The sequence below is a fragment of the Rania fehmarnensis genome (assembly GCF_056494185.1).
The window spans coordinates 3,297,654-3,317,489 of the sequence record NZ_CM151398.1 but is presented as its reverse complement, the minus strand read 5'-3'; the positions used below and the strand labels follow the sequence as shown (position 1 = coordinate 3,317,489).

Here is a 19,836-nt window from a genome sequence, read left to right as displayed (position 1 = left end):
TGATGATTGCAGGGTTTAGAGTTCCGCTTTCAAAATTTCGGCCAGGTAGGCAGCTACGGCTTTGCGACTGGCCGCGATCAGCTTCACCTCTTGCCGCGTCTGGGGATTGCCCACCGCGCCATCGGCCGTATCGATACTCAGTTCGACGCTCGAGCCATCTTCGGTGAAGCGAAAGAGCCAAGTGGTCGCCCCCTCGAGCGGCTTCAACGATTTAACAGGCCACAGGTAGTAGCGATCATCCACCAACGTAGCGCGTAAATGGATCAGCCCAGGTGCGTGCGATACATCGCGCCACGCAGTCATCGCATCTTTGCGCAGCGCCATCACTTCGACGCGGGTAGCATGTTGAATCAAACGAGCTTGCTCTGCGCCCCAGAACTGGCGCACCTGGGCCGTGCCCGTCGACCGTTTCCAAAGCGCAGTCCCGACCAACAGAAAGCATACGCTGAGTGTTAAGATAATGACTAGACGACCAGACAAACTCCACACCTTTCGGCCAACTACGATAGGACCGTCCCAGGTGTCCCATTATAGACACTCGCTACAGTTTCGCTTGACCAGACTGGGCATACCATGCGGGGTAATGTTGATACTTCTCAGCTGCCATAGCTTGGCCCAAGAACCAATCGCGATTCCAAGTGTGGAGTCAGCGTTACGTTGGCGCCCGTTACCTTCGATTCCGAATTCACTGGGTTTGGCCGGGCCGATCGTTGGTCTTCACGACGATATACTCATCTGCGCGGGCGGTGCTAACTTTGAAAAACCTGTCTGGCAAAACAACAAACAGTACCATTCAGCTCTGTATGCCCTGGACCTGAAGAGGGCTGACTCATGGAAACGTTTGCAGGATCTGCCCCGCGCAGTAGCTTATAGTGCTTGCGTGTCGACACCTTATGGCATCGTGGTCATCGGTGGCAACGACCAATCGCTGACCTTCAGTGATGTATCGCTTATCCGCATCACCAGGAATCAAATCGGCTTCACCGTGCAGCATGAGCCACTGACTAGTTTGCCCACCAGCCTTACCAATGCGCAGGCAGTTTGGTTGGATGATCGCCTCATCGTCTGCAGCGGTCAAACCGGCGAAGCCCTCAGTTCAGCCACGGCACAAGGCTGGGAACTGATCGCGCGGTCTGTGGAGGAACTGCGATCGAAACCATGGCAACCGATTCCCGAATGCCCAGGTGGGCCGCGATCGCTGGCCATGGTTACGCGAACCGGTGCTACCACAGAGCAACTCTTAGTTATGGGAGGGCGGCGCGCAAGCCAGGCTGAGGTCGAGTTCTTGCGCGATGTTTGGTTGTACGATTGCCGAACGCGACAATGGACAGCCCGCGCAGCCTTGCCAGTAGCCGTCGCAGCGGGTGGTGCTGGCCCGATTGGCGATGGAGCAATTGCAGTCGTCAGCGGCGACGATGGAGCACTGTTTCTGCAAACTGAAGCACTCCGAGACAATCATCCGGGCTTTGCCAAACGTACATGGATCTACGATGTCCAGCTCGATCAATGGCGCAGCGGCGGCGCGTCGCCGGCCAACCAAGTCACCACTATTCCCGTGCAGCGACCGAGCCACAAGACGCTGATCGTCATCAGCGGCGAGCTCCGCCCACGCGTGCGCACCGATCAAGTTTGGGAAGTAGGTTTATAGAGCCCGCAAGGTCACCTCTCCAAGGCTTTGCCTTGGGGAGGTCGAATCGAGGCTTTGCGAGATTCGGGAGGGGCGAGTCCGTTACCCATGAGTCAACCCTAGCGCTGTGCCCCCTCCCGCCGACGACGGCTAACGCCGCGTCGGCGACCTCCCCCGCTGCGCGGGGGAGGTGACAGTCACCTCTCCAAGGCTTTGCCTTGGGGAGGTCGAATCGAGGCTCTGCGAGATTCGGGAGGGGCGAGTCTGTGACGCATGAGTCAACCGTAGCGCTGTGCCCCCTCCCGCCGACGACGGCTAACGCCGCGTCGGCGACCTCCCCCGCGGCGCGGGGGAGGTGACAGTCTCATCCACCTGCTTGATTGATATCTTCCGAAGCTGGTGGAGTTTGAACCACGATCTTGCGTGAAGCTTGAGCCGTGCCGGGCACGACGCGCGGGCCGGTCAAGTTGGCTTCGATAATCCGCGACAGTTCGGCCGTTTCCATTACTTCGTTTTCGATCAAGCGCTGGGTCACCGCTTCGAGCGCCTGGCGACGCTCCAACAAGATCTGGCGGGTCTTCATCGCCATCTCATCGATGATGCGTTTGACTTCTTCATCGATTTCGCGCGCAGTCTGTTCGCTGTGATCGCGAGTGAACGACTCACCACGACTAGCAGCCAGGAATGGCGAACGATTGCTTTCGCGATAGTTCACGCGTCCCAGACGACTCATGCCGAACTCCATGATCATGCTGCGCGCGATACTGGTCGCTCGTTCCAAATCATTTTGCGCGCCGGTGCTGATATCCTTCAACACGATCTCTTCAGCTAGGGTGCCGGCCAGCAGGACCTGCATCTGCGATTCCAGTTCGGGCTGCGTCATCAAGTAGCGATCGCCTTCAGGGCGCTGCAAGGTATAACCCAGCGCAGCCAAACCGCGTGGAATGATCGAAACCTTGTGAACGGTATCGGTATTGGGCAACGAGTAAGCCACCAGCGCGTGAGCCGCTTCGTGATAGGCTACGCGCAACTTTTCATCGTCGTCCATAATGCGACGTTTCTTTTCCAAGCCCGCCGTAACGCGCTCGACTCCTTCATCAAACTCTTCTTGACCGACGAGGTTCTTGCCTTTGCGAGCTGCCAATAGCGCCGCTTCGTTGACCAAGTTGGCCAGGTCTGCGCCGCAGAAACCGCTGGTGAACGAAGCGATCTCTTTCAGATTGACGTTTGGTCCCAGCTTGACATTCTTGACGTGGACTTTCAGAATCTCTTCGCGACCGGATTTGTCAGGGCGATCCACCAGCACATTGCGGTCAAAGCGCCCGGCGCGCAGCAAAGCTGGGTCAAGTGTTTCAGGCCGGTTGGTGGCCGCGATAACAATGATTCCATTGTTCGGATCAAAACCATCCATCTCCACCAGCAGCGCATTAAGAGTTTGTTCGCGCTCGTCATGCACGCCGACCATACTGCCCGAACGACTCTTGCCCAAGGCATCCAGTTCGTCGATGAAGATGATACAGGGCGACTTGGCTTGCGCTTGTTGGAACATATCGCGTACGCGCGCCGCACCCACGCCCACAAACATCTCGACAAAGTCGCTACCGCTCAGACTGAAGAATGGCACGCCTGCTTCGCCGGCGATCGCTTTGGCTAGCAAGGTCTTACCCGTGCCGGGAGGTCCAACCAACAACACACCCTTAGGGATACGTCCACCTAAGCGCTGGTATTTGTCCGGGTAACGCAAGAAGTCCACGATCTCGCGCACCTCTTCCACTGCTTCATCCACACCCGCGATATCATCGAAGGTGATGCCGATATCTTCTTGAGCATACAATCGTCCGCGCGATCGACCGAAGGACATGGGCGAACTGATGCCACTAATGCGCCGCACCGTAATCATCATGATCAAAATGGTCGCCACCAAGATCAACAGCAACAATCCGTATTGCGACATGAAGGTGGGACCATCGCTGAAACCCCAATCAACGTTGCTGGCCTGCAACAGCGTGCGCATCTCTTCGTTGGTCTTTTCCGAATCGTCTTTGCGCGTGCGGAACTTGGCCGTCTTGGGGGCTTGGACTTCATTGCCACCGTTATCGATCAAACGGTACGTCATCGTGCCGTAGACCACGGTCTTGTCCAGTTTGACATCGGTCAGCTTGCTGACCTCCATCCGCTCGGGTCGATTCTTCAGATTGACAACCGTCTTGCCAGTAAATCCTTCTTGCAAGCGTTCCGATTGTCGCTCCACGTAGCGCGTATTCTTTAGTAGCGATACCAGGTCATCGTAACTGAGCTGTTTGGTCGTGCTGTCTACTACAAAGACGCTAACGGTCAGCAGCAGGACGGCGATCAGGGCCAAATACCACATCCAGTTGCCTGGAGTCTTAGGTTCACCGGATCGCTCTTTGCTACCGTCATCGTTACTCTTGGCCATATTTTCCTCAGGTTTTGTCGTTTGACGGGGCCTAGGTTCAACTTGCATGCAAAGGACAATTGTGCCATCTTAGTGCCCATGTCCAATTTGCTCAGCTTACACACCCGGCCGGCTAATCGCATTGTTTGGCACCGGCAGGCCGCTGGCAAGGACCCCATGCAGGCGAGCCTGCGCCATGTTTGTCGGTTATAGCGACCCGACAGCAGCTCATCGTTCCCCATCACAGGATCTCCACTCAGTGCAGGCAAGTCGCGCAGTAGCCGTTTTAGGGGCCACCGGCAGCATCGGACGCGCGACCCTTGATGTTCTGGATAAGCTGGGAAAACCTTGGTCGTTGTTCGGTTTGTCCGCTCACTCCCGCTTGACCGAAGTCTTACCTTCCCTGCGGCAATTTGGCGCGAAGATGCTGGTGGCCACCTGCCCCAAAGCCGCTGCCCAGCTGACCGTTGATCAGCTACCCAGCTCGTGCCAATTGGCAACCGGCGAGGAGGCGCTTTCGCATCTAGCCGCTCATCCTGAAGTGGACACAGTGGTAGCCGCCATCGTGGGTGCCGCGGGGATGCTCAGCACGCTCGCAGCTGCCCAAGCTGGCAAGCGAATCGCCCTGGCCAATAAAGAATCCCTGGTCGTGGCGGGCAGCTTGGTAACCCAGGCAGCCAAGGCAAGCGGCGCAGAATTGATACCCGTCGATAGTGAACATAGCGCCATCTTTCAGGCGCTGGCTGCGGGCGAGCCGAAACAAGTGAAAAAAATAATTCTCACGGCCAGCGGTGGTCCATTTCGCACTTGGTCGACAGCCCAAATCGAAGCCGCCACGATTGCCGACGCCTTGGCGCATCCAACCTGGTCGATGGGCCGCAAAATCACCGTCGATTCAGCCACGATGATGAACAAAGCCCTGGAAATTATTGAGGCAAAGTGGCTTTTTGAGATGCCGGCCGAGTCGATCGCCGTCGTAGTCCACCCGCAATCGATCGTCCACTCCATGGTCGAATACGTCGATGGATCGGTCATCGCTCAACTAAGCCCGCCGGATATGCGCCTGCCGATTCAATTCGCCTTAACCTACCCCGAGCGGCGAGATTGTCCTTGCCCTAAAATGAATTGGAATGTCAACTCAGAATTATCCTTTCATCCAGTCGATTTGGATCGGTTTCCCGCCTTGAATCTGGGTTGGGAAGTGGCTCAGCGAGGTGGCTCGACCGGCGCAGTGGTTAATGCGGCCAACGAAGCAGCGGTTGCGTTGTTTCTGGATGGCAAGATCCGCTTTGTCGATATTGTGCCCGCCTGCCGACGCGTATTGGATGAACACGACTTTGAGCCATCGCCTACGCTGGAGCAGTTGCTGAGACTCGACCATTGGTCGCGAAACGAAATCGAGCGTTGGGCGATGCTGGTGTAGTTCGGGACGATACATAAACAGATTAACGTCGCTTTGCGATGCGGAACTTGGACTTGGGAATGATGGACGTTTTAAACGTGATGAATTCGATGATGCTGCTGGGTGGTTGGATGTTGGATCCTACCGACTGGCTCTTTCCGTTGGCGGCCGAGCTTCCGTTTCTAACCAGGTGGATGAACTTCATCGGGGTCATTCTGCAAGTGGCGGCTGGATTGGGATTTGTGATTTTCGTCCACGAGATGGGGCACTTCTTGGCCGCCAAAACCTTTGGCGTGAAGTGCGAGAAATTCTATGTGGGCTTCGACGTGCCTATTCACATCGGCCCGATCGCTCTACCACGCACCTTGGGCAAGTTCCGCTGGGGTGAGACAGAATACGGCATCGGCATCATTCCGCTGGGCGGTTACGTAAAGATGCTCGGTCAAGACGATGATCCGCGCAATGCCGAAGCGGAAGCCCAACGCATCCGCCAAGGTGAAGGGGGCGAATCGTCCCTGGATCCGCGCAGTTACCAAGCCAAACCGGTTTGGCAACGCATGATTATCATCTCCGCTGGCGTCGTGATGAATGTGATCTTTGCTGTCTTCCTCGCAGCAGCCGCATTCTTGGTGGGTGTGCCTTACATGCCGACGACCATTGGCACGTTGCCTCTGGGTTCTCCAGCCTGGCAAGCAGGACTGCAGCCCAGTGACCACGTGGTTCAGCTGGCTGGCATGTCCGAAGAAGATCCCTACTTGCGCTTCGAAGACATGGGCGGCAAGACAATCTTTCATGGGATGAAACGCGGCGCTTCAGCCATCCCCTTTACCGTCGTGCGCGATAGTGGTCGCACCACCATCGATGTCGTGCCTACTAAAGAACTGCATCCTGATGGTTATTACCTGGTGGGCATCAACCCAGCCAATATCGCGGTCATCGGTGACGCGCCCAGCAAGTATTCGTACTTGGGTTCGCAGAATGTCGACCTGCGCAAAGGCGACAAAGTTATCGCTGTCGATGGGCAACCACTACCAATGGATGCCGACTCGGGACAAATCCTGAGCATTGCGATGACGGATAAGTTTCAAGCGCGTTGGAACCAACCCGTTGAGATCACAGTGCTGCGTGATTCGAAGAATCTCGCCGGTGGTGCTGGCGCCACTTCAGGTGTCACGGCCGGTGAAGCTGCCGCGGGTGCGGCCAGCACAGAAGAACTGAAATTCACGCTGCCACCCGTACCCGTTAAAACGCTCGGACTGGGGTTCGCCATCGGACCGGTTTCAGCAGTGCGAGCCGGATCGATTGCTGAATCAGCAGGCATTAAAGTCGGCGACATTATCGAAAAGGTCAACGGTGAGCCAGTCGTCGATGCTTTGCGTTTGCCTATGCAAATTGCCGAGAAGCTGGGAAGTCCAGTCGAGCTAGTCGTACGTCGTCCGACCAAAGCCGTAGCAGAAACCAAAGAGGGCGAAGACAAACCACCGGTCGCCGCAGCCGACGTCGGCGAAGGCCAGTTGCTAACCTTCTTGCTCGAAACAAAAGATCCGCCCTCGTTTGGTACGATCGGTGGAGTCTCTGCTCCCTGGGGCATCGACAACTTCGGTATCGCCTACAAGGTGTCACCCAAGGTCAGCTGGGTCGATCCAGCGTCGGAAAAAGCTTCGTCCTTGGTGCAGGTCGGTGATGAGCTGACTCAAGTACAGTTTGAAATCACGGAAGAAGAGCGCGAGAAATACGCGGAAGACGACTTAGAGATCCCGCCCAAGGCGCGAGCGCTGTCTTCGCTCTTCACCGTACCCGTTCTGTTGGCCAATTCGCAAGCGTTGCCCGAAGGCATTCGCATTCGTTGTACCTTTGAACGCGACAAGAAGACTCGCGAAGCAGTCTTGCCAGTCTACTACGCCCAGGATTGGTTTTGGTACCAGCGTGGAGTGTTGATGAGCCCCCTGCAAAAGACTCAGCGCACTGGCAATGTCAGTCAAGCCTTAGCCTGGGGCGTAAAAGAGACGGGCCGATGTTTGAGCAACGTCTTTGAATTCTTGACGATCCTGGTGACCGGCAAAGCCAGCGCGAGCAACCTGGCAGGTCCTTGGGGCATAGCCAAGGCGGCCTCGCATGAAGCTTCTGATTCGCCATCGCGGTTGTTGCTGTTCCTCACATTGCTCAGTGCCAACCTGGCGATCTTGAACTTCTTGCCGATCCCAGCCCTGGATGGCGGGCACTTGATGTTCTTGACCGCCGAAGCGATTCGGGGCAAGCCGATCAACGAAGCGATTCAAGTGCGTTTGACGATGTTGGGCGTCATGTGTCTGCTGGGCTTGATGGCCTTTGCAATTCTGAACGACATCTTGCGCGAAATACGATAGGACCGCTCCCGGATGACTGGCATTGAGGTGCGCGATCTGTGCGTGCGGTTCGACCAGCATCCTGTCCTGCAGGATTGCTCGCTGTCAGTTGGCGCCGGCGAGATCGTGGCTTTGCTGGGTGGTTCTGGCTCGGGAAAGAGCACGCTTCTGCGCACGATCGCCAAGCTGCAACCGATCACTAGCGGTCACGTGGAATTGACTGGCCAGCTGCCCAAACGTCGCGCTGGCGATTTGTCTTACGTATTCCAAGATGCTACGTTGTTGCCTTGGCGCACTGCCGCACAAAATGTGCGTCTGCCGCTGGAGCTGGCCGGTCGACAAGTGAATGCGGCCAGCGAGGATCGCCCCCGTGGCATAGGCTTCCAGCCTGTGTTGAGGCATAGGAATGCGGCCAGCGACGAGCAACAACGCGTGGCTGAAGCCTTGAGCGCTGTGGGCTTGCCACAAGCCAGCTGGCAAAAGTTTCCACGTCAGCTCTCAGGCGGCATGCGCATGCGTGTTTCACTAGCCCGCGCGATCGTCACCGATCCCGCTATATTGCTGTTGGACGAACCGTTTGGGGCACTGGACGAGATCCTGCGCAATCGGATGAATGAATTGCTGATCGAATTGTGGATGCGCAAGCGTCGCACGATTTTGTTTGTAACGCACAATATCGCGGAAGCCATCAATCTCAGCGGCCGCCTGGCGATCTTGGGCAAAGGTCGGATCATGAAGTGGGTCGACAATTCGCTACCCATCCCACGCGACAGCACGGTGCGCAGCAGTAGTGAATTCGCCAGCATGTATGCCTCAGTCTCCACCGCCCTGAATGAGACTGTCGGCATTTAAGGCAATCGCCTCCCCTGCCAATCAAGCACGTACCACGCGTTTCATCACGACCAGTGCATCACCACTGAACAAAGTCGCAGACGGCGCTGGGCTCATATCGGTACCGCCTTCCTTGCGGATGATGGCGACAATCAGCAGCCGACCGGCGGCCTCACTTTCTACATCGCTGATCGCACGTTGCAGCCAAGGAGAATTGGGACCAATCTGAATCTCTTCTAAATCCAATCCCAGCTCCGTCAAGTAATTCTCGAATCGAACATTGGCCGCGGCCTTACTCTTGCCTCCCAGCAATTCACGGGCATTGGGATGCAGAATCAAATGCGCGATGCGATCCGCGCCGATATGGGCAGGCATGACGACCCGATTGGCTCCGGCCTGAATCAGTTTCTGTTGAGTCGATGGAACTTCGCCGCGGGCAATAATCTGAATGGCAGGATTCATATTGCGCGCGCTCAGCGTGATAAAGACGTTGGCTGCATCGTTGGGCAGAACGGTCGCCAGCACGCGGGCGCGCGCCACTCCCACAGCTCGTAGCACCGTTTCATCAGTCGCTTCGCCCTGATAAGTCAACCAACCGGCATCTCGAGCTTCGGCGACCCGGTCGGACGATAGGTCAACTACGACAAACGGCTGACCTCCCGCTTCCAGTTGCTTGGCGATGAAGCGGCCAATGCGTCCGTATCCACATATGATGATGTGATTCTTGAGCTTCTCGATCTCGTTTTCCATGCGGCGGCCCCCCAATACGCGTTCGATCTGTGCTTGCGTCAGCCATTGAACAAATGTACCTGTGATGAAAATGATCCCGGTGCAACCCATTACGATCAAAGCGATCGTCCATAGGCGCAAGGTCACGGTCTCTACAGGATTCACTTCACCATAGCCGACGCTAAAGGCTGTGATCATCACCATGTAGACGGAGTCACTCCATGACCAACCAGCCATCCGGTAGCCAAGCGTGAACACAACCAGCACCGTGGCAACGAAGATAGCTGCCAACAGCAAATTGGATTGTGGGTGATTCGTAGGTTTCGGCATCGGCACCTTGGCATATTTATAAGCAAAAATACGCACCGCCAAGAGTGTAGCCGAGAAGTGGCGCACCGCACAGAACGCTTACCCGAAAGCCAGCCCGCGGTTTGCTTTCGCAGGCAACGGAAGTTTTCGGCTCCTACTCCTACTCCTACTCCTACTCCTACTCCTCTTTTACATCCGGTTACAGCTGAGCGACTTGCCGGGTGCTGAGCGGCTGGGGACAGCCGCTCTAAATCCAGCGTAAAACCGCTACGCCCAGAAGTAAAAAATCTGATGTTGACTCGGCCCTGCGTCTCTCGGCATAATCCGCAGCAGCGTATGGAGACGGAGGATTACTAACGCATCACTGTGGCTATCCCGCAAGAAATCCACGGTGTCTGTTGGGGTCCATGCGAACGGAATCGCCGCAAGCTCTTGCGTGCTCTCGGGTTGATTGCAAAATCGCCGAGCGCATCGCGAGACCTTGTGTTACGACGTGGTAAAGCATCGGTTATCGGCAGCATTATGGAACATCTGTTCACCAACGGATGTTCAGCTCATGTTGCTGCGAGCCAAATTCGGTAAAATGGATAACTTGCTGAATTGCTGGCTCGGTTTGACTGGTGGCTTTACGCGTCATTGGAGTTGATGGTGGCTTTTACTCTTGATGCTGATACCAAAGAACGCGTCCGCGCGGCAACAGATATTGTTGAGCTGCTCGGCACGTCCATGGAGCTGCGCCGACAAGGACGCAACTTCGTCGGCCTCTGCCCGTTCCATCGCGATCGCCGCCCCAGCATGCAAGTCAATCCTGAACGGCAAACCTGGAAGTGCTGGGTCTGCGATATCGGGGGCGATGTGTTCAACTACGTGATGCAGCGCGAAGGCGTCACGTTCCCCGAAGCAGTTCGCGTCTTGGCCGAGCGGGCAGGCATTGAAATTCAATCGGCCGAGTTTGCCAAGAAATCACCTTTTGGCGGCGCGCAAGATAAACCAGCTCTGTATCGCGTGATGGCTTGGGCCAGCCGACTCTATCATCAACACTTGCTCAAGAGCCCCGAAGCGGCCGTAGCCCGCGAGTATCTGACCGGCCGCGGTATCACCGACGAGAGCATTCAGAAGTTTGAACTGGGCATGTCGCCCAACGCCTGGTCCTTCTTGATCGATCAAGCCCCAGCGGCGGGCTACAACGCCAAACAGCTCGAAGCGGTTGCCCTCCTGAATCGCAATGAACGCGGTCATGTTTATGACTTCTTTCGCAATCGCATTATGTTTCCGATTCGCGACACACAGAATCGCGTGATCGGCTTTGGTGGTCGGCATCTGCCGGGCGCGACCGAAGGCGGCAAGTACATCAACTCGCGCGAATCGGCGCTCTTTACCAAGAATCAAACGCTGTATGGCTTGGACATGGCGCGCGATACGATTCGTGAACTGCGTCAAGCAATCGTGATGGAAGGCTACACCGATGTCATCGTCGCTCATCAATGCGGACTGACCAGTTCAGTAGCTGTGCTCGGCACCGCCTTGGGCGCCAACCATCTCAAGCACTTGCGACATATTAGCGATCAAGTCATCCTGCTGCTCGATGGCGACGAAGCGGGTCAGAAGCGTTCCGACGAAGTGCTGGAACTGTTCTTGAATGCCCAGATGGATGTGCGCGTCTTGACCTTGCCCGAAGGGCTGGACCCCGCCGATTATCTGCTCAAGGAGAGTGGTCAATCACTATTGGACCTGGCCAAGTCAGCGCCTGACGCCCTCGAGTTCAAGATGCGCCGCGTGTGCGAAGGTTTTGATCCGATCGAAGAGACACATCGCGCCAACTCGGCCGTCGAGCAGATGTTGAACTTGTTGGCAAAAGTACCGCGTAATCAATTGATTGCCAACGATCAGTTCTTGATGCGCCGCAATCAAGTGCTGGCGCGCTTGGCGCGGCGCTTCATGATTCAAGAGGATGACCTGCGCAACCGCTTGCGCAGCCTCAGCGATCGAGCGGCCCGCACGCAGCGCAGCGATGACAGTTCCGACTTTCAACGACCGAGCGTCGCCAGCCGGGCACCGGTTAACCCAACCAGAGACCCGGGCAGCGCACAGGGTGGCGCTCAGGGCGGCGAACCGGGTATTCCCGCTCCGCATGGAATGTTCTCGCAAGACACGCGCACTGGCGCCGAGCCAACTGCTGATGCTGGTCGCCCCCGTCTGGCTCGACCAAGCGATTTATCACCCATCGAACGCGAATTGCTCGAACTGATTATCTCTGCCCCGTACCTGGCGCCCATGATTATCGAGCGTATTCAACCCGAGTGGATTGAATCGCCCATTGCCCGTGATATGCTGACCGCTTATCTGGATCTCGAATTCCAAGGCTATTCGCTGGATTACGATAGCGTGTTGGTAGCCATCGAGGATGCGTCCATTAAAAGTTTGATGGTCACCCTTTACGAACAGGCCCAAGTCAAGCAACAATTTGTCAAAGACACACCCGAGCAACGGCTGCGCGTGTTGACTCAACGGATGGGTCAACGTCAGGAAGAGCACGAGCGCCGTCGGCAACTCTTGCGATTCGAGAATGGAGGTCTCGATGATGAAACCGAGTTGAGTTTATTGAGCGAGTTTATCGTACAGGCTCGACAGAGCCATGGATTAGATGATCGCCAGTTGCTCGACGAATCTCCGGAGCAAAAGTCGACAGGTCCCGGACTGTACGATGATTTGGATGTCGCTGAAAACCCAGTAGGACCCGGTACCAGTACCACAGGTCCAGCAGATAAACCAGCAGCCCATCCAACATCGAACTGATTCTCGGAACCCAAGGCTAGTTATAGATAGTTGATATGTAAAGTATTCTCGCGTTTTCCACATACTGACCACAAGCTGTGTGACTAGTCTCCAGGAGGAAAGAGACCTGTTGCATGGACCCAACTTGCGGTCGGCAAATCAGAAGGAGTTGAGTTGTGGATGTAATGGATTTGGAAATGCAAGCGCTGGTCGCCAAGGCCAAGGCCCAAGGTTATCTGTCTTACGAAGATGTCAACAAGTATTTGCCTGACGAGGATGTCAGCAGTGAAAAACTGGATAATCTGCTGGTCGCCCTGGAACGCATGAATGTCGAACTGATCGACCAACCCATCCCCACTGGGCAGCGTATCGAGGGTGAAGCCGACGATATTCTGCAACTATCGGCTGCTCCGAGCACCGGCCCCAAGCTGAGCGATGATCCAATTCGGCTGTACCTGAGCCAGATGTCCGAGATCCCGCTGCTGACACGCGATGAAGAAATTTCGCTAGCCAAGAAGATCGAGATCACCCGCAAACGATTTCGTCGCTCGGTACTGGCCAACGATTTCGCCATGCGCCACACGGTTGAACTGCTGAAGAAAGTTCATTCCGGTCAACTGCCTTTCGATCGCACGATCAAAGTCTCGCTTACAGAGCGGCTGACCAAAGAACAAATCTCGGCCCGCATGCCGCACAACTTGAGGACGCTAGAACAACTGCTGGAAAAGAAGCGTCAAGTCTTTTCGCTAATCGTGCGCAAGAGCACTTCGGGTACCGACAAGAAACTGCTCATTCGCAAATATGTGCAACTGCGCGACAAGACCATCATTCTGGCCAGCGAACTCAGCTTGCGTTCCCGTCGCATCTACCCGCTGATGCGTCAACTGGAGCAATACGCGCAGCGCATGGAACTGCTGTCCCAGCGTATCGAAGCGCTCGAGCAAGAAGGACGCCAGCCCGCCGAATGCGAACGCTTACAACATGAATTGCGGACCCTGATCGTGCTGACGCAAGAAAGCCCGCGCAGCTTGAAGAATCGTTGCGAAACCTTCCGCAAACACTTCGAAGAATTCGAAGCTGTCAAACGGGAGCTGTCGCAAGGCAACCTGCGACTGGTCGTATCGATCGCCAAGAAGTATCGCAATCGGGGCTTGAGTTTCTTGGATTTGATTCAAGAAGGCAACACGGGCCTGATGCGAGCTGTCGACAAGTATGAATTCCGCCGTGGATTCAAGTTTTCGACCTATGCAACCTGGTGGATTCGCCAGGCCATCACTCGCGCGATCGCTGACCAGGCGCGCACGATCCGCATCCCTGTGCACATGATCGATGTCCTCAGTCGCCTGCGCAACATTCAAAAGAAGTTGACGCAAGAACTAAAGCGCGAACCGAGCGTGGATGAGATTGGCCAACACACCGATATACCAATCGAAGAAATTCGCCGCGTCATGGATATTGGTCGACATCCTATCAGCCTGGATCGTCCCGTGGGCGAAGGCGAAGATAACAGCTTCGGCGAGTTCATCGAAGACAGCGAACATGACAACCCCGTCAAGAATGCGACCAACGGTTTGCTGCGCGACAAGATCGAGTTCTTACTAAAGTCACTGACCTTCCGCGAACGTGAAATCATTCGCTTGCGGTACGGTCTGGCCGACGGTTACTCGTATACGCTGGAAGAAGTCGGCCGCATCTTCAAGGTGACTCGCGAACGCGTTCGCCAAATCGAAGCCAAAGCAGTCATGAAGATGCAGAATCCAGTCCGCGCCAAACACCTGGAAAGCTTCTTGAAGGCTGTCGCCTAAGACAGCTGAAGTCGGCCCCACCGAGCCTCGCCTCGGTGGACCGATGACTGACCGGCTAGATCCACTCCGGCACCATCGAGCTCGTCTCGGTGGACCGATGACTGATTGGCTAGATCCACTCCAGCCCCACCGAGCTCGTCTCGGTGGACCGATGACTGACTGGCTAGATCACTCCGGCACCACCGAGCTCGTCTCGGTGGACCGATGACTGACTGGCTAGATCCACTCCGGCCCCACCGAGCTCGCCTCGGTGGACCGATGACTGACTGGCTAGATCCACTCCGGCCCCACCGAGCTCGCCTCGGTGGACCGATGACTGACCGGCTAGATCACTCCGGCCCCACCGAGCTCGCCTCGGTGGACCGATGACTGATGGGCTAGATCGCTCCGGCCCCACTGAGCTCGTCTCGGTGGACCGATGACTGATTGGCTAGATCACTCCGGCCCCACCGAGCTCGTCTCGGTGGACCGATGACTGATTGGCTAGATCACTCCGGCCCCACCGAGCTCGCCTCGGTGGACCGATGACTGATTGGCTAGATCGCTTCGGCACCACCATTGCGCCTTCGCGCCTTGGCATAACCTGCATTTTATAGTTCGGCGTTATTTGCCAGACGAGCGCGATATAGCTCCGCATCCTGGGACGAGAAACAACAGAACGTCACCACCTTCGGTGCCGTGTATGTGGCCAGCCACTCAGTGACAACCGAGATCGCAATTCCACATGCCTCATCTTTTGGGTAACCAAAAATGCCGGTCGATATGCAGGGAAAGGCTATAGATTCCAGCCCAGCCTCCGTGGCCAGTCTGAGCGATTCTCGATAGCACGACGCCAGCTGTTCAGCCTCACCGTAGCCACCACCATCGTAGATGGGCCCAACAGTATGAATGACGTGGCGTGCCGGCAGTCGGTAGCCCAGCGTCATTCTGGCTTGTCCCGTTGGGCATCCACCTAGTTCTTTGCATTCCTCCAACAGTCCCGGCCCGGCTGCCAAATGGATAGCTCCATCCACGCCACCACCGCCGAGAAGTGACTCGTTCGCGGCGTTGACGATCGCGTCGACTTTTAGTTGCGTGATGTCGCCCTCAACCACTCGCATTCGCGCAGTGACGCCACTAGCCATGTACCACTCCTTCACTCGCCGAACGCTGACAATTACCATCCAATATCGTAAGCCAGAAACGGAGTGCCATCGAGGGTTGGGTCACGAGAAACATTGCGAACAAATCCCAGGCTTTCGTAAAGCCGCTGTGCGACAACCATCGACGGCTGCGTCCACAGAACAGTTTTCCGAAAACCCTGTGCATGAATAGATTTTAGGGCCGTCGTCATCAATGCCCTGCCCAGACCACAGCCATGATGCAGTGGATCGACAGCTAAGCACGTGGTTATCACTTGTTTGGGATCGAGCCAAGAGTCCACTTGATAGCCACCTCTTTCTTGGACCGGAAAATCGTGTTGTGCTTTTCGCCAGGCTCGTCCGAGTATTTCCATTCCAAATTGTCAGGCGCGCTGTTTGTGAGAAGTGACTTAAGCTGACGAGTGTGCGGTTGAATGTCACCAGCCTCGGAGCCAGCAAACCAGAAACGAATCTTTGTGGGTGGAAACTTCGCGAAATGCTCTACTGCAGTTCTGACCAAATATCTGTCGTTCCAGTAGAGTGCTGGATCCATCGCAATGTAGGAATCGAACATCTCAGGCTGCAACAACAAAGTTTCAACGACAAACAGTCCGGCCGCAGACTCGCCAATAATCGATCGCCGACTGGTTGTTCGATAACGCTGGTTGATCTCCGGAACAAGTTCCTCAGCGATGAATTGCCGAAACTTGGTTGATCCGTCGGACAAAGGCGCAATCTTTTCGTCAGAAGCCACATCCGAGGGTCCAGTGAGGTCTCGTCTACGTTCCGTGTTCTCAATTCCAACCAATATCGTAGGCGGTATCGAACCCGTGGCGACCAATTTAGCCAGTGTATTGGCTATATGGGGAAAGTCTTCCTTGATGCCACCGTCGGGCATGTACAGTACTGGATAAGAGTTCTCGGTGTCGTTGTACTCTGGTGGAATCCAAACACAAACTACACGAGTTTCTCCAAGCGACGAGGACTGAATCTTGAAGGTGTCGTGCTGCGGTATCGGGTCTGACGGTAACTCAGGACTTTTGCAACCAACTATCGTTGCGAAAAGCAGGCATAAAATTGAAAAACGCATGTTGATACCCAAAGCGATAACGACAAGATGGATCGAGCCCGATCAGATAGCTTCACGCGAGTCAAAGAGGCCGATCAAGAGCTTCGAGTCCAATGGTTTATTATTCATACATTCGAGCAAGGAGTTCTGCTCAACGTGGCTCTTTTAACCATCGTAGTCGAACCTGCAGTAGGTTTGTTTCAATCGAAAAGAAAGTCACTTACTGGCACCCCTGCGATTAACAATAGCGAGACTGCCCCAAGCCAGGCTCCAACCGTGACGCCAACAAACTGAACCCGCTGCCGCATCGGCCTATCGCGCCAGACGAGCTGAACGCAAGGTCCAACCAGAGCGGCAATCGGCGAGAAGATAATCAGCATCAATGTCATCCGATACCAAAATTGCTGCCAATTCCCAGCATTCACAAAGTAGAAGTCATACTGCATTGGTCCTATGCTGATCGAACTGGCTCGGAGAAACATCGTGGTCCCAATGGCAGTCACCGCGAAACATATAGGATACATCCAGCTAAGCCAGTCGAAAAAACGCGGCCATGGCGATTGGGGTTTCCATTGATGAGTCTGCGCTGGCGATTCGTATGGATTCACGGTGAAGCTTACGAACTTTGATTGGACGAACCGCGGCGATCACCCAGTCGCCCCTCACTTCGAACATCCTCTGAGGCGGCGCCAATGTATTGGATCGTTTCAGTTGACGGCTTTGTTCGTCTCAGGATTTGGGAAGACCTGGCATCTGGGCATCGCATGCCGCAGCCGAGAAAGTCCGTCAGCCGAAATGCTAGTTGAAGAAACGTTGAGAGTCTGCAGTCGCTTCATCTTAATGAGGGCGAGTATCGCTTCGTCGTCTACCTGCGTATTGGAAATACTGAGGTTTACAAGCCTCGGCAAGCTGGAGAGTGTGTCGATCCCATCGGACGTGATACCGGTCCCGTTTAAATACAGCTGCTCTAGCTTTGGAAGGCGCAATAGCACCGGCAACTCCGCATCGGTTAAATTTGTGTCCATCAATGAAAGGAGTTCTAGACTCTGAAAATGCGACAGGCAGTCCAAGTCAGCCCCTGTAACGTTGGTTTCGTCTAGCCAAACCATTCGCACCTCTCGCAGCACCGACACATGAAACCATGTCTTCTTGTCGAGACGTTTCCCGCTTAGGTTGATTTCGTGGACAAGGTTCGGTCCGTAATATGAAACGTGTCCGGCTTGATCCCCTAACCAAACAATCGCTTCATGACGACGCTGCGTTCGTTGCCAATTCCAGACAATGCCTCCGCAAACGCATGCGAAGACCATCGTGCCAATCATCAAGGTACGAATTGTGAATTGAGGGCGCATCATAACATAACGAACGACCGCGATATCCAAACCCGAGCAGTCGACTCAACGCGAGTCAAAACGGCTGTTCGAAGGCTTCGTGTTCATCGCTTAGTTCGCCTCTTCAACTTTGATCGCAAGGTCAGTCTGGGAAGCGTTCGCCCCAGTTTATCATTGGCACGAAAGACAGGAACATTTCGTGATGTTGCCGGTCGCGAAAATACCATTCGTTGAATCCAAAATCGTAGTCAGTCTTTGCGAACCAATGAGTACACCATACACCTTGATGCTCGTGTTCAGACTCGTCTGTGCAGCATGGATAGTTGGATTGAAACTGGTAGCATGGACCGTTTTTGGGGCCAAGCGTCTCCCAACACCAGCGATTTGCAAAGTCCATTTCTGGATAGGCGACCTCCAGCATCACTGCGAATGGGAATCGCAACAACAGAAGACCACGCTCTTCGTGCGCGCACAATCGTTCATCCGGATCATCGTTCTCAGATATCCGATACGCTTCGTAGGACGATAGTTTTGCAGTACGGTATGGCATTATAGAGCCGGTCGACAATTGAAGCCGCAACTTCGCTAGGCCGCTTTGCCAGTTTCATAGCCCTGTCCGCCTCGGCGAAGACTTATTGAACCACAGAGGCACCGAGAATATCCTGAGCGGGTAGTTCGGCCACAAATGGCGTGGACATGTAGATTGCCAGCAGAAATACAAAGCTAAGATATCTCATTCTGGACCTCACGACATGTCGACTGTGGTCGAACGCTTTGTTCCCGATGTTACGATCCAACGAGGGGCGTTGGCCCTTTGCGTCAAATCCTTACTTCGATCCACTCTGGTCAGTTTTTGTTGGTTTAAACTCAGGCAACAACTTCTCAATCGCCTCACAAAATTCGGCTTGCTGAAGATCAGGACGATCAGTGACGCCTCCTGACAACTCTGTATCTACCACGATACCGTCTCGATCCAACAAGATCACAAATGGCCAGCGATGAAGACCGACAGCCTCAGAAAACTTCTGGCCGCCATCGATAACATCGTGCATGCTCGTCCAAGTCATTCCATGCTCGGTAGCGATCTTGATCACGTCCTGTGTTACCTCGGCGTCCCCACAGACTCCGAGTATGTCAAAGGGCAATCCAGCATAGCGCTCAACAAGCTTTCTTTCCAGCTCAGCGAGCTTCATGCATGGCCCGCACCACGTTGCCCAGAAAACTACTAAGGTGACTTTCCCTCGGTAGTTCGAGATTGCAACGGGCTTGCCCATTAGATCTTTTCCGGAAAAGTTGGCGAGTGGTTGCCCGACTTGTACTGAATCTTGAGCATTTATCTTGCTCAGCATGAGCGATGCGACCTCGGAGACAGTGCGTTTTGGCAATCCTGGCCCCCACACTCCACCGCGATGGAACGGAATTCCCTCGCCAACTCGTAGCAAGTCGTACAGGATTTCTTTTGCCTCGGGCCTCGTGGATTCGGACTCCATCCACGTGTCAGCCTGAACTTGGCGACAGTGCGCACGAACATGCTCATCTTTACTTTCTCTCAGCACACGCTCAACGATCTCCGTTCTTCTCGTTGTGTAACCTAAACATGTTACTGCCTCTCGCATCCTTGGCGATTCAATGTGGTGCTCGAGCAGCAGATCAATTGCTGCATCACGTTCGCCGTAGTACGTGGTATTAAGAATCAAGATTGCTGCATCCCGAGCCAGTTCCGTGTCTGGAACTCGTTGTGCCAAATTCAATAGCTCCCCTGCACGGCTCTCGAAGTCTTTCTCCTTTTGAGCATGGACCGCGTGAATAGCGGGAACATCTTGGGCTTTGCCCGCGACTTCCAGGTCGCTCAACAAAATCTGATTGAGCGCGGCAAGCTCGCCATACACTGCGCCAAGTTTTGCAATGGCAGTGTTTCGTGACTCGCCAACCAATGGTTCATCGCCCAGAGCGAAGGTTGGCATCACCAGCATGACCAATGCAGCTGATAGTCGCTTGAATAATTCGGGCATTTGGAATCTCTCAGGAACGGCACACGTCACCAAGTCGCAGCCAGTGACGTTCCACTAAAAATGG

At 55.0% G+C, this 19,836-nt stretch carries 14 protein-coding genes; 6 read left to right on the top strand and 8 right to left on the bottom strand.

Annotated features, from left to right (window positions below; all coding sequences use genetic code 11):
- Positions 1 to 15: 15 nt before the first annotated feature.
- Positions 16 to 480, bottom strand: a complete 465-nt coding sequence (locus tag SH573x_RS11320) for a hypothetical protein (RefSeq protein WP_479355071.1) — start codon at positions 478 to 480, stop codon at positions 16 to 18.
- A gap of 130 nt (positions 481 to 610) precedes the next feature.
- Here SH573x_RS11320 and SH573x_RS11315 point away from each other — a divergent pair, with 130 nt between their 5' ends.
- Complete coding sequence (locus SH573x_RS11315; protein WP_479355070.1) at positions 611 to 1,648, top strand: hypothetical protein; 1,038 nt, start codon at positions 611 to 613, stop codon at positions 1,646 to 1,648.
- A gap of 343 nt (positions 1,649 to 1,991) precedes the next feature.
- Here the strand turns inward: SH573x_RS11315 and ftsH are convergent, their stop codons facing one another.
- Entirely contained in the window at positions 1,992 to 4,064 is a 2,073-nt protein-coding gene (gene ftsH / locus SH573x_RS11310; RefSeq protein WP_479355068.1) for an ATP-dependent zinc metalloprotease FtsH, read from the bottom strand.
- A gap of 238 nt (positions 4,065 to 4,302) precedes the next feature.
- On the opposite strand from ftsH, the gene dxr reads away from it, so the two are divergent.
- The 3 genes from dxr to SH573x_RS11295 are packed head-to-tail and all read left to right on the top strand — an operon-like array spanning position 4,303 to position 8,642.
- Positions 4,303 to 5,466 carry a 1-deoxy-D-xylulose-5-phosphate reductoisomerase gene (gene dxr, locus SH573x_RS11305; protein ID WP_479355066.1) on the top strand — a complete coding sequence of 388 codons (1,164 nt, stop codon included), beginning with the start codon at positions 4,303 to 4,305 and terminating at the stop codon, positions 5,464 to 5,466.
- A 59-nt stretch (positions 5,467 to 5,525) separates the two neighbouring features.
- A complete protein-coding gene (locus SH573x_RS11300; RefSeq protein ID WP_479355064.1) occupies positions 5,526 to 7,811 on the top strand; it encodes a site-2 protease family protein in 2,286 nt (761 codons plus the stop codon).
- A gap of 12 nt (positions 7,812 to 7,823) precedes the next feature.
- The gene (locus tag SH573x_RS11295; protein ID WP_479355062.1) at positions 7,824 to 8,642 is read left to right on the top strand and encodes an ABC transporter ATP-binding protein; all 819 of its coding nucleotides are present in this window, start codon (positions 7,824 to 7,826) and stop codon (positions 8,640 to 8,642) included.
- 21 nt (positions 8,643 to 8,663) lie between these two features.
- Here the strand turns inward: SH573x_RS11295 and SH573x_RS11290 are convergent, their stop codons facing one another.
- Positions 8,664 to 9,680 carry a potassium channel family protein gene (locus SH573x_RS11290; RefSeq protein WP_479355060.1) on the bottom strand — a complete coding sequence of 339 codons (1,017 nt, stop codon included), beginning with the start codon at positions 9,678 to 9,680 and terminating at the stop codon, positions 8,664 to 8,666.
- A 624-nt stretch (positions 9,681 to 10,304) separates the two neighbouring features.
- Here SH573x_RS11290 and dnaG point away from each other — a divergent pair.
- Together dnaG and SH573x_RS11280 are read left to right on the top strand one after the other, a co-directional pair.
- On the top strand, positions 10,305 to 12,455 hold the full coding sequence (gene dnaG / locus SH573x_RS11285; protein ID WP_479355059.1) for a DNA primase: 2,151 nt from the start codon (positions 10,305 to 10,307) through the stop codon (positions 12,453 to 12,455).
- A gap of 164 nt (positions 12,456 to 12,619) precedes the next feature.
- Positions 12,620 to 14,239, top strand: a complete 1,620-nt coding sequence (locus tag SH573x_RS11280; protein WP_479356709.1) for a sigma-70 family RNA polymerase sigma factor — start codon at positions 12,620 to 12,622, stop codon at positions 14,237 to 14,239.
- A 590-nt stretch (positions 14,240 to 14,829) separates the two neighbouring features.
- Here the strand turns inward: SH573x_RS11280 and SH573x_RS11275 are convergent.
- The 5 genes from SH573x_RS11275 to SH573x_RS11255 form a co-directional block, all read right to left on the bottom strand.
- Positions 14,830 to 15,363, bottom strand: a complete 534-nt coding sequence (locus SH573x_RS11275) for an O-acetyl-ADP-ribose deacetylase (RefSeq protein ID WP_479355057.1) — start codon at positions 15,361 to 15,363, stop codon at positions 14,830 to 14,832.
- A gap of 32 nt (positions 15,364 to 15,395) precedes the next feature.
- Entirely contained in the window at positions 15,396 to 15,734 is a 339-nt protein-coding gene (locus SH573x_RS11270; RefSeq protein WP_479355055.1) for a GNAT family N-acetyltransferase, read from the bottom strand.
- On the bottom strand, positions 15,632 to 16,450 hold the full coding sequence (locus tag SH573x_RS11265) for an alpha/beta hydrolase (RefSeq protein ID WP_479355054.1): 819 nt from the start codon (positions 16,448 to 16,450) through the stop codon (positions 15,632 to 15,634). The genes SH573x_RS11270 and SH573x_RS11265 overlap by 103 nt, the downstream gene beginning before the upstream one ends.
- Before the next feature lie 686 nt (positions 16,451 to 17,136).
- On the bottom strand, positions 17,137 to 17,784 hold the full coding sequence (locus SH573x_RS11260) for a leucine-rich repeat domain-containing protein (protein ID WP_479355052.1): 648 nt from the start codon (positions 17,782 to 17,784) through the stop codon (positions 17,137 to 17,139).
- A gap of 803 nt (positions 17,785 to 18,587) precedes the next feature.
- Positions 18,588 to 19,772, bottom strand: coding sequence for a TlpA family protein disulfide reductase (locus SH573x_RS11255; RefSeq protein WP_479355050.1), 1,185 nt, complete (start codon positions 19,770 to 19,772; stop codon positions 18,588 to 18,590).
- Positions 19,773 to 19,836: the final 64 nt, after the last annotated feature.

Coding starts and splice junctions, on each gene's coding strand:
- SH573x_RS11270 (WP_479355055.1), bottom strand. CDS start 15,734: ATGGAAATACTCGGACGAGCCTGGCGAAAAGCACAACACGATTTTCCG.
- SH573x_RS11275 (WP_479355057.1), bottom strand. CDS start 15,363: ATGGCTAGTGGCGTCACTGCGCGAATGCGAGTGGTTGAGGGCGACATC.
- ftsH (WP_479355068.1), bottom strand. CDS start 4,064: ATGGCCAAGAGTAACGATGACGGTAGCAAAGAGCGATCCGGTGAACCT.
- SH573x_RS11295 (WP_479355062.1), top strand. CDS start 7,824: ATGACTGGCATTGAGGTGCGCGATCTGTGCGTGCGGTTCGACCAGCAT.
- dnaG (WP_479355059.1), top strand. CDS start 10,305: ATGGTGGCTTTTACTCTTGATGCTGATACCAAAGAACGCGTCCGCGCG.
- SH573x_RS11265 (WP_479355054.1), bottom strand. CDS start 16,450: ATGCGTTTTTCAATTTTATGCCTGCTTTTCGCAACGATAGTTGGTTGC.
- SH573x_RS11280 (WP_479356709.1), top strand. CDS start 12,620: ATGGATTTGGAAATGCAAGCGCTGGTCGCCAAGGCCAAGGCCCAAGGT.
- SH573x_RS11300 (WP_479355064.1), top strand. CDS start 5,526: ATGATGGACGTTTTAAACGTGATGAATTCGATGATGCTGCTGGGTGGT.
- SH573x_RS11290 (WP_479355060.1), bottom strand. CDS start 9,680: ATGCCGAAACCTACGAATCACCCACAATCCAATTTGCTGTTGGCAGCT.
- SH573x_RS11255 (WP_479355050.1), bottom strand. CDS start 19,772: ATGCCCGAATTATTCAAGCGACTATCAGCTGCATTGGTCATGCTGGTG.
- SH573x_RS11260 (WP_479355052.1), bottom strand. CDS start 17,784: ATGATGCGCCCTCAATTCACAATTCGTACCTTGATGATTGGCACGATG.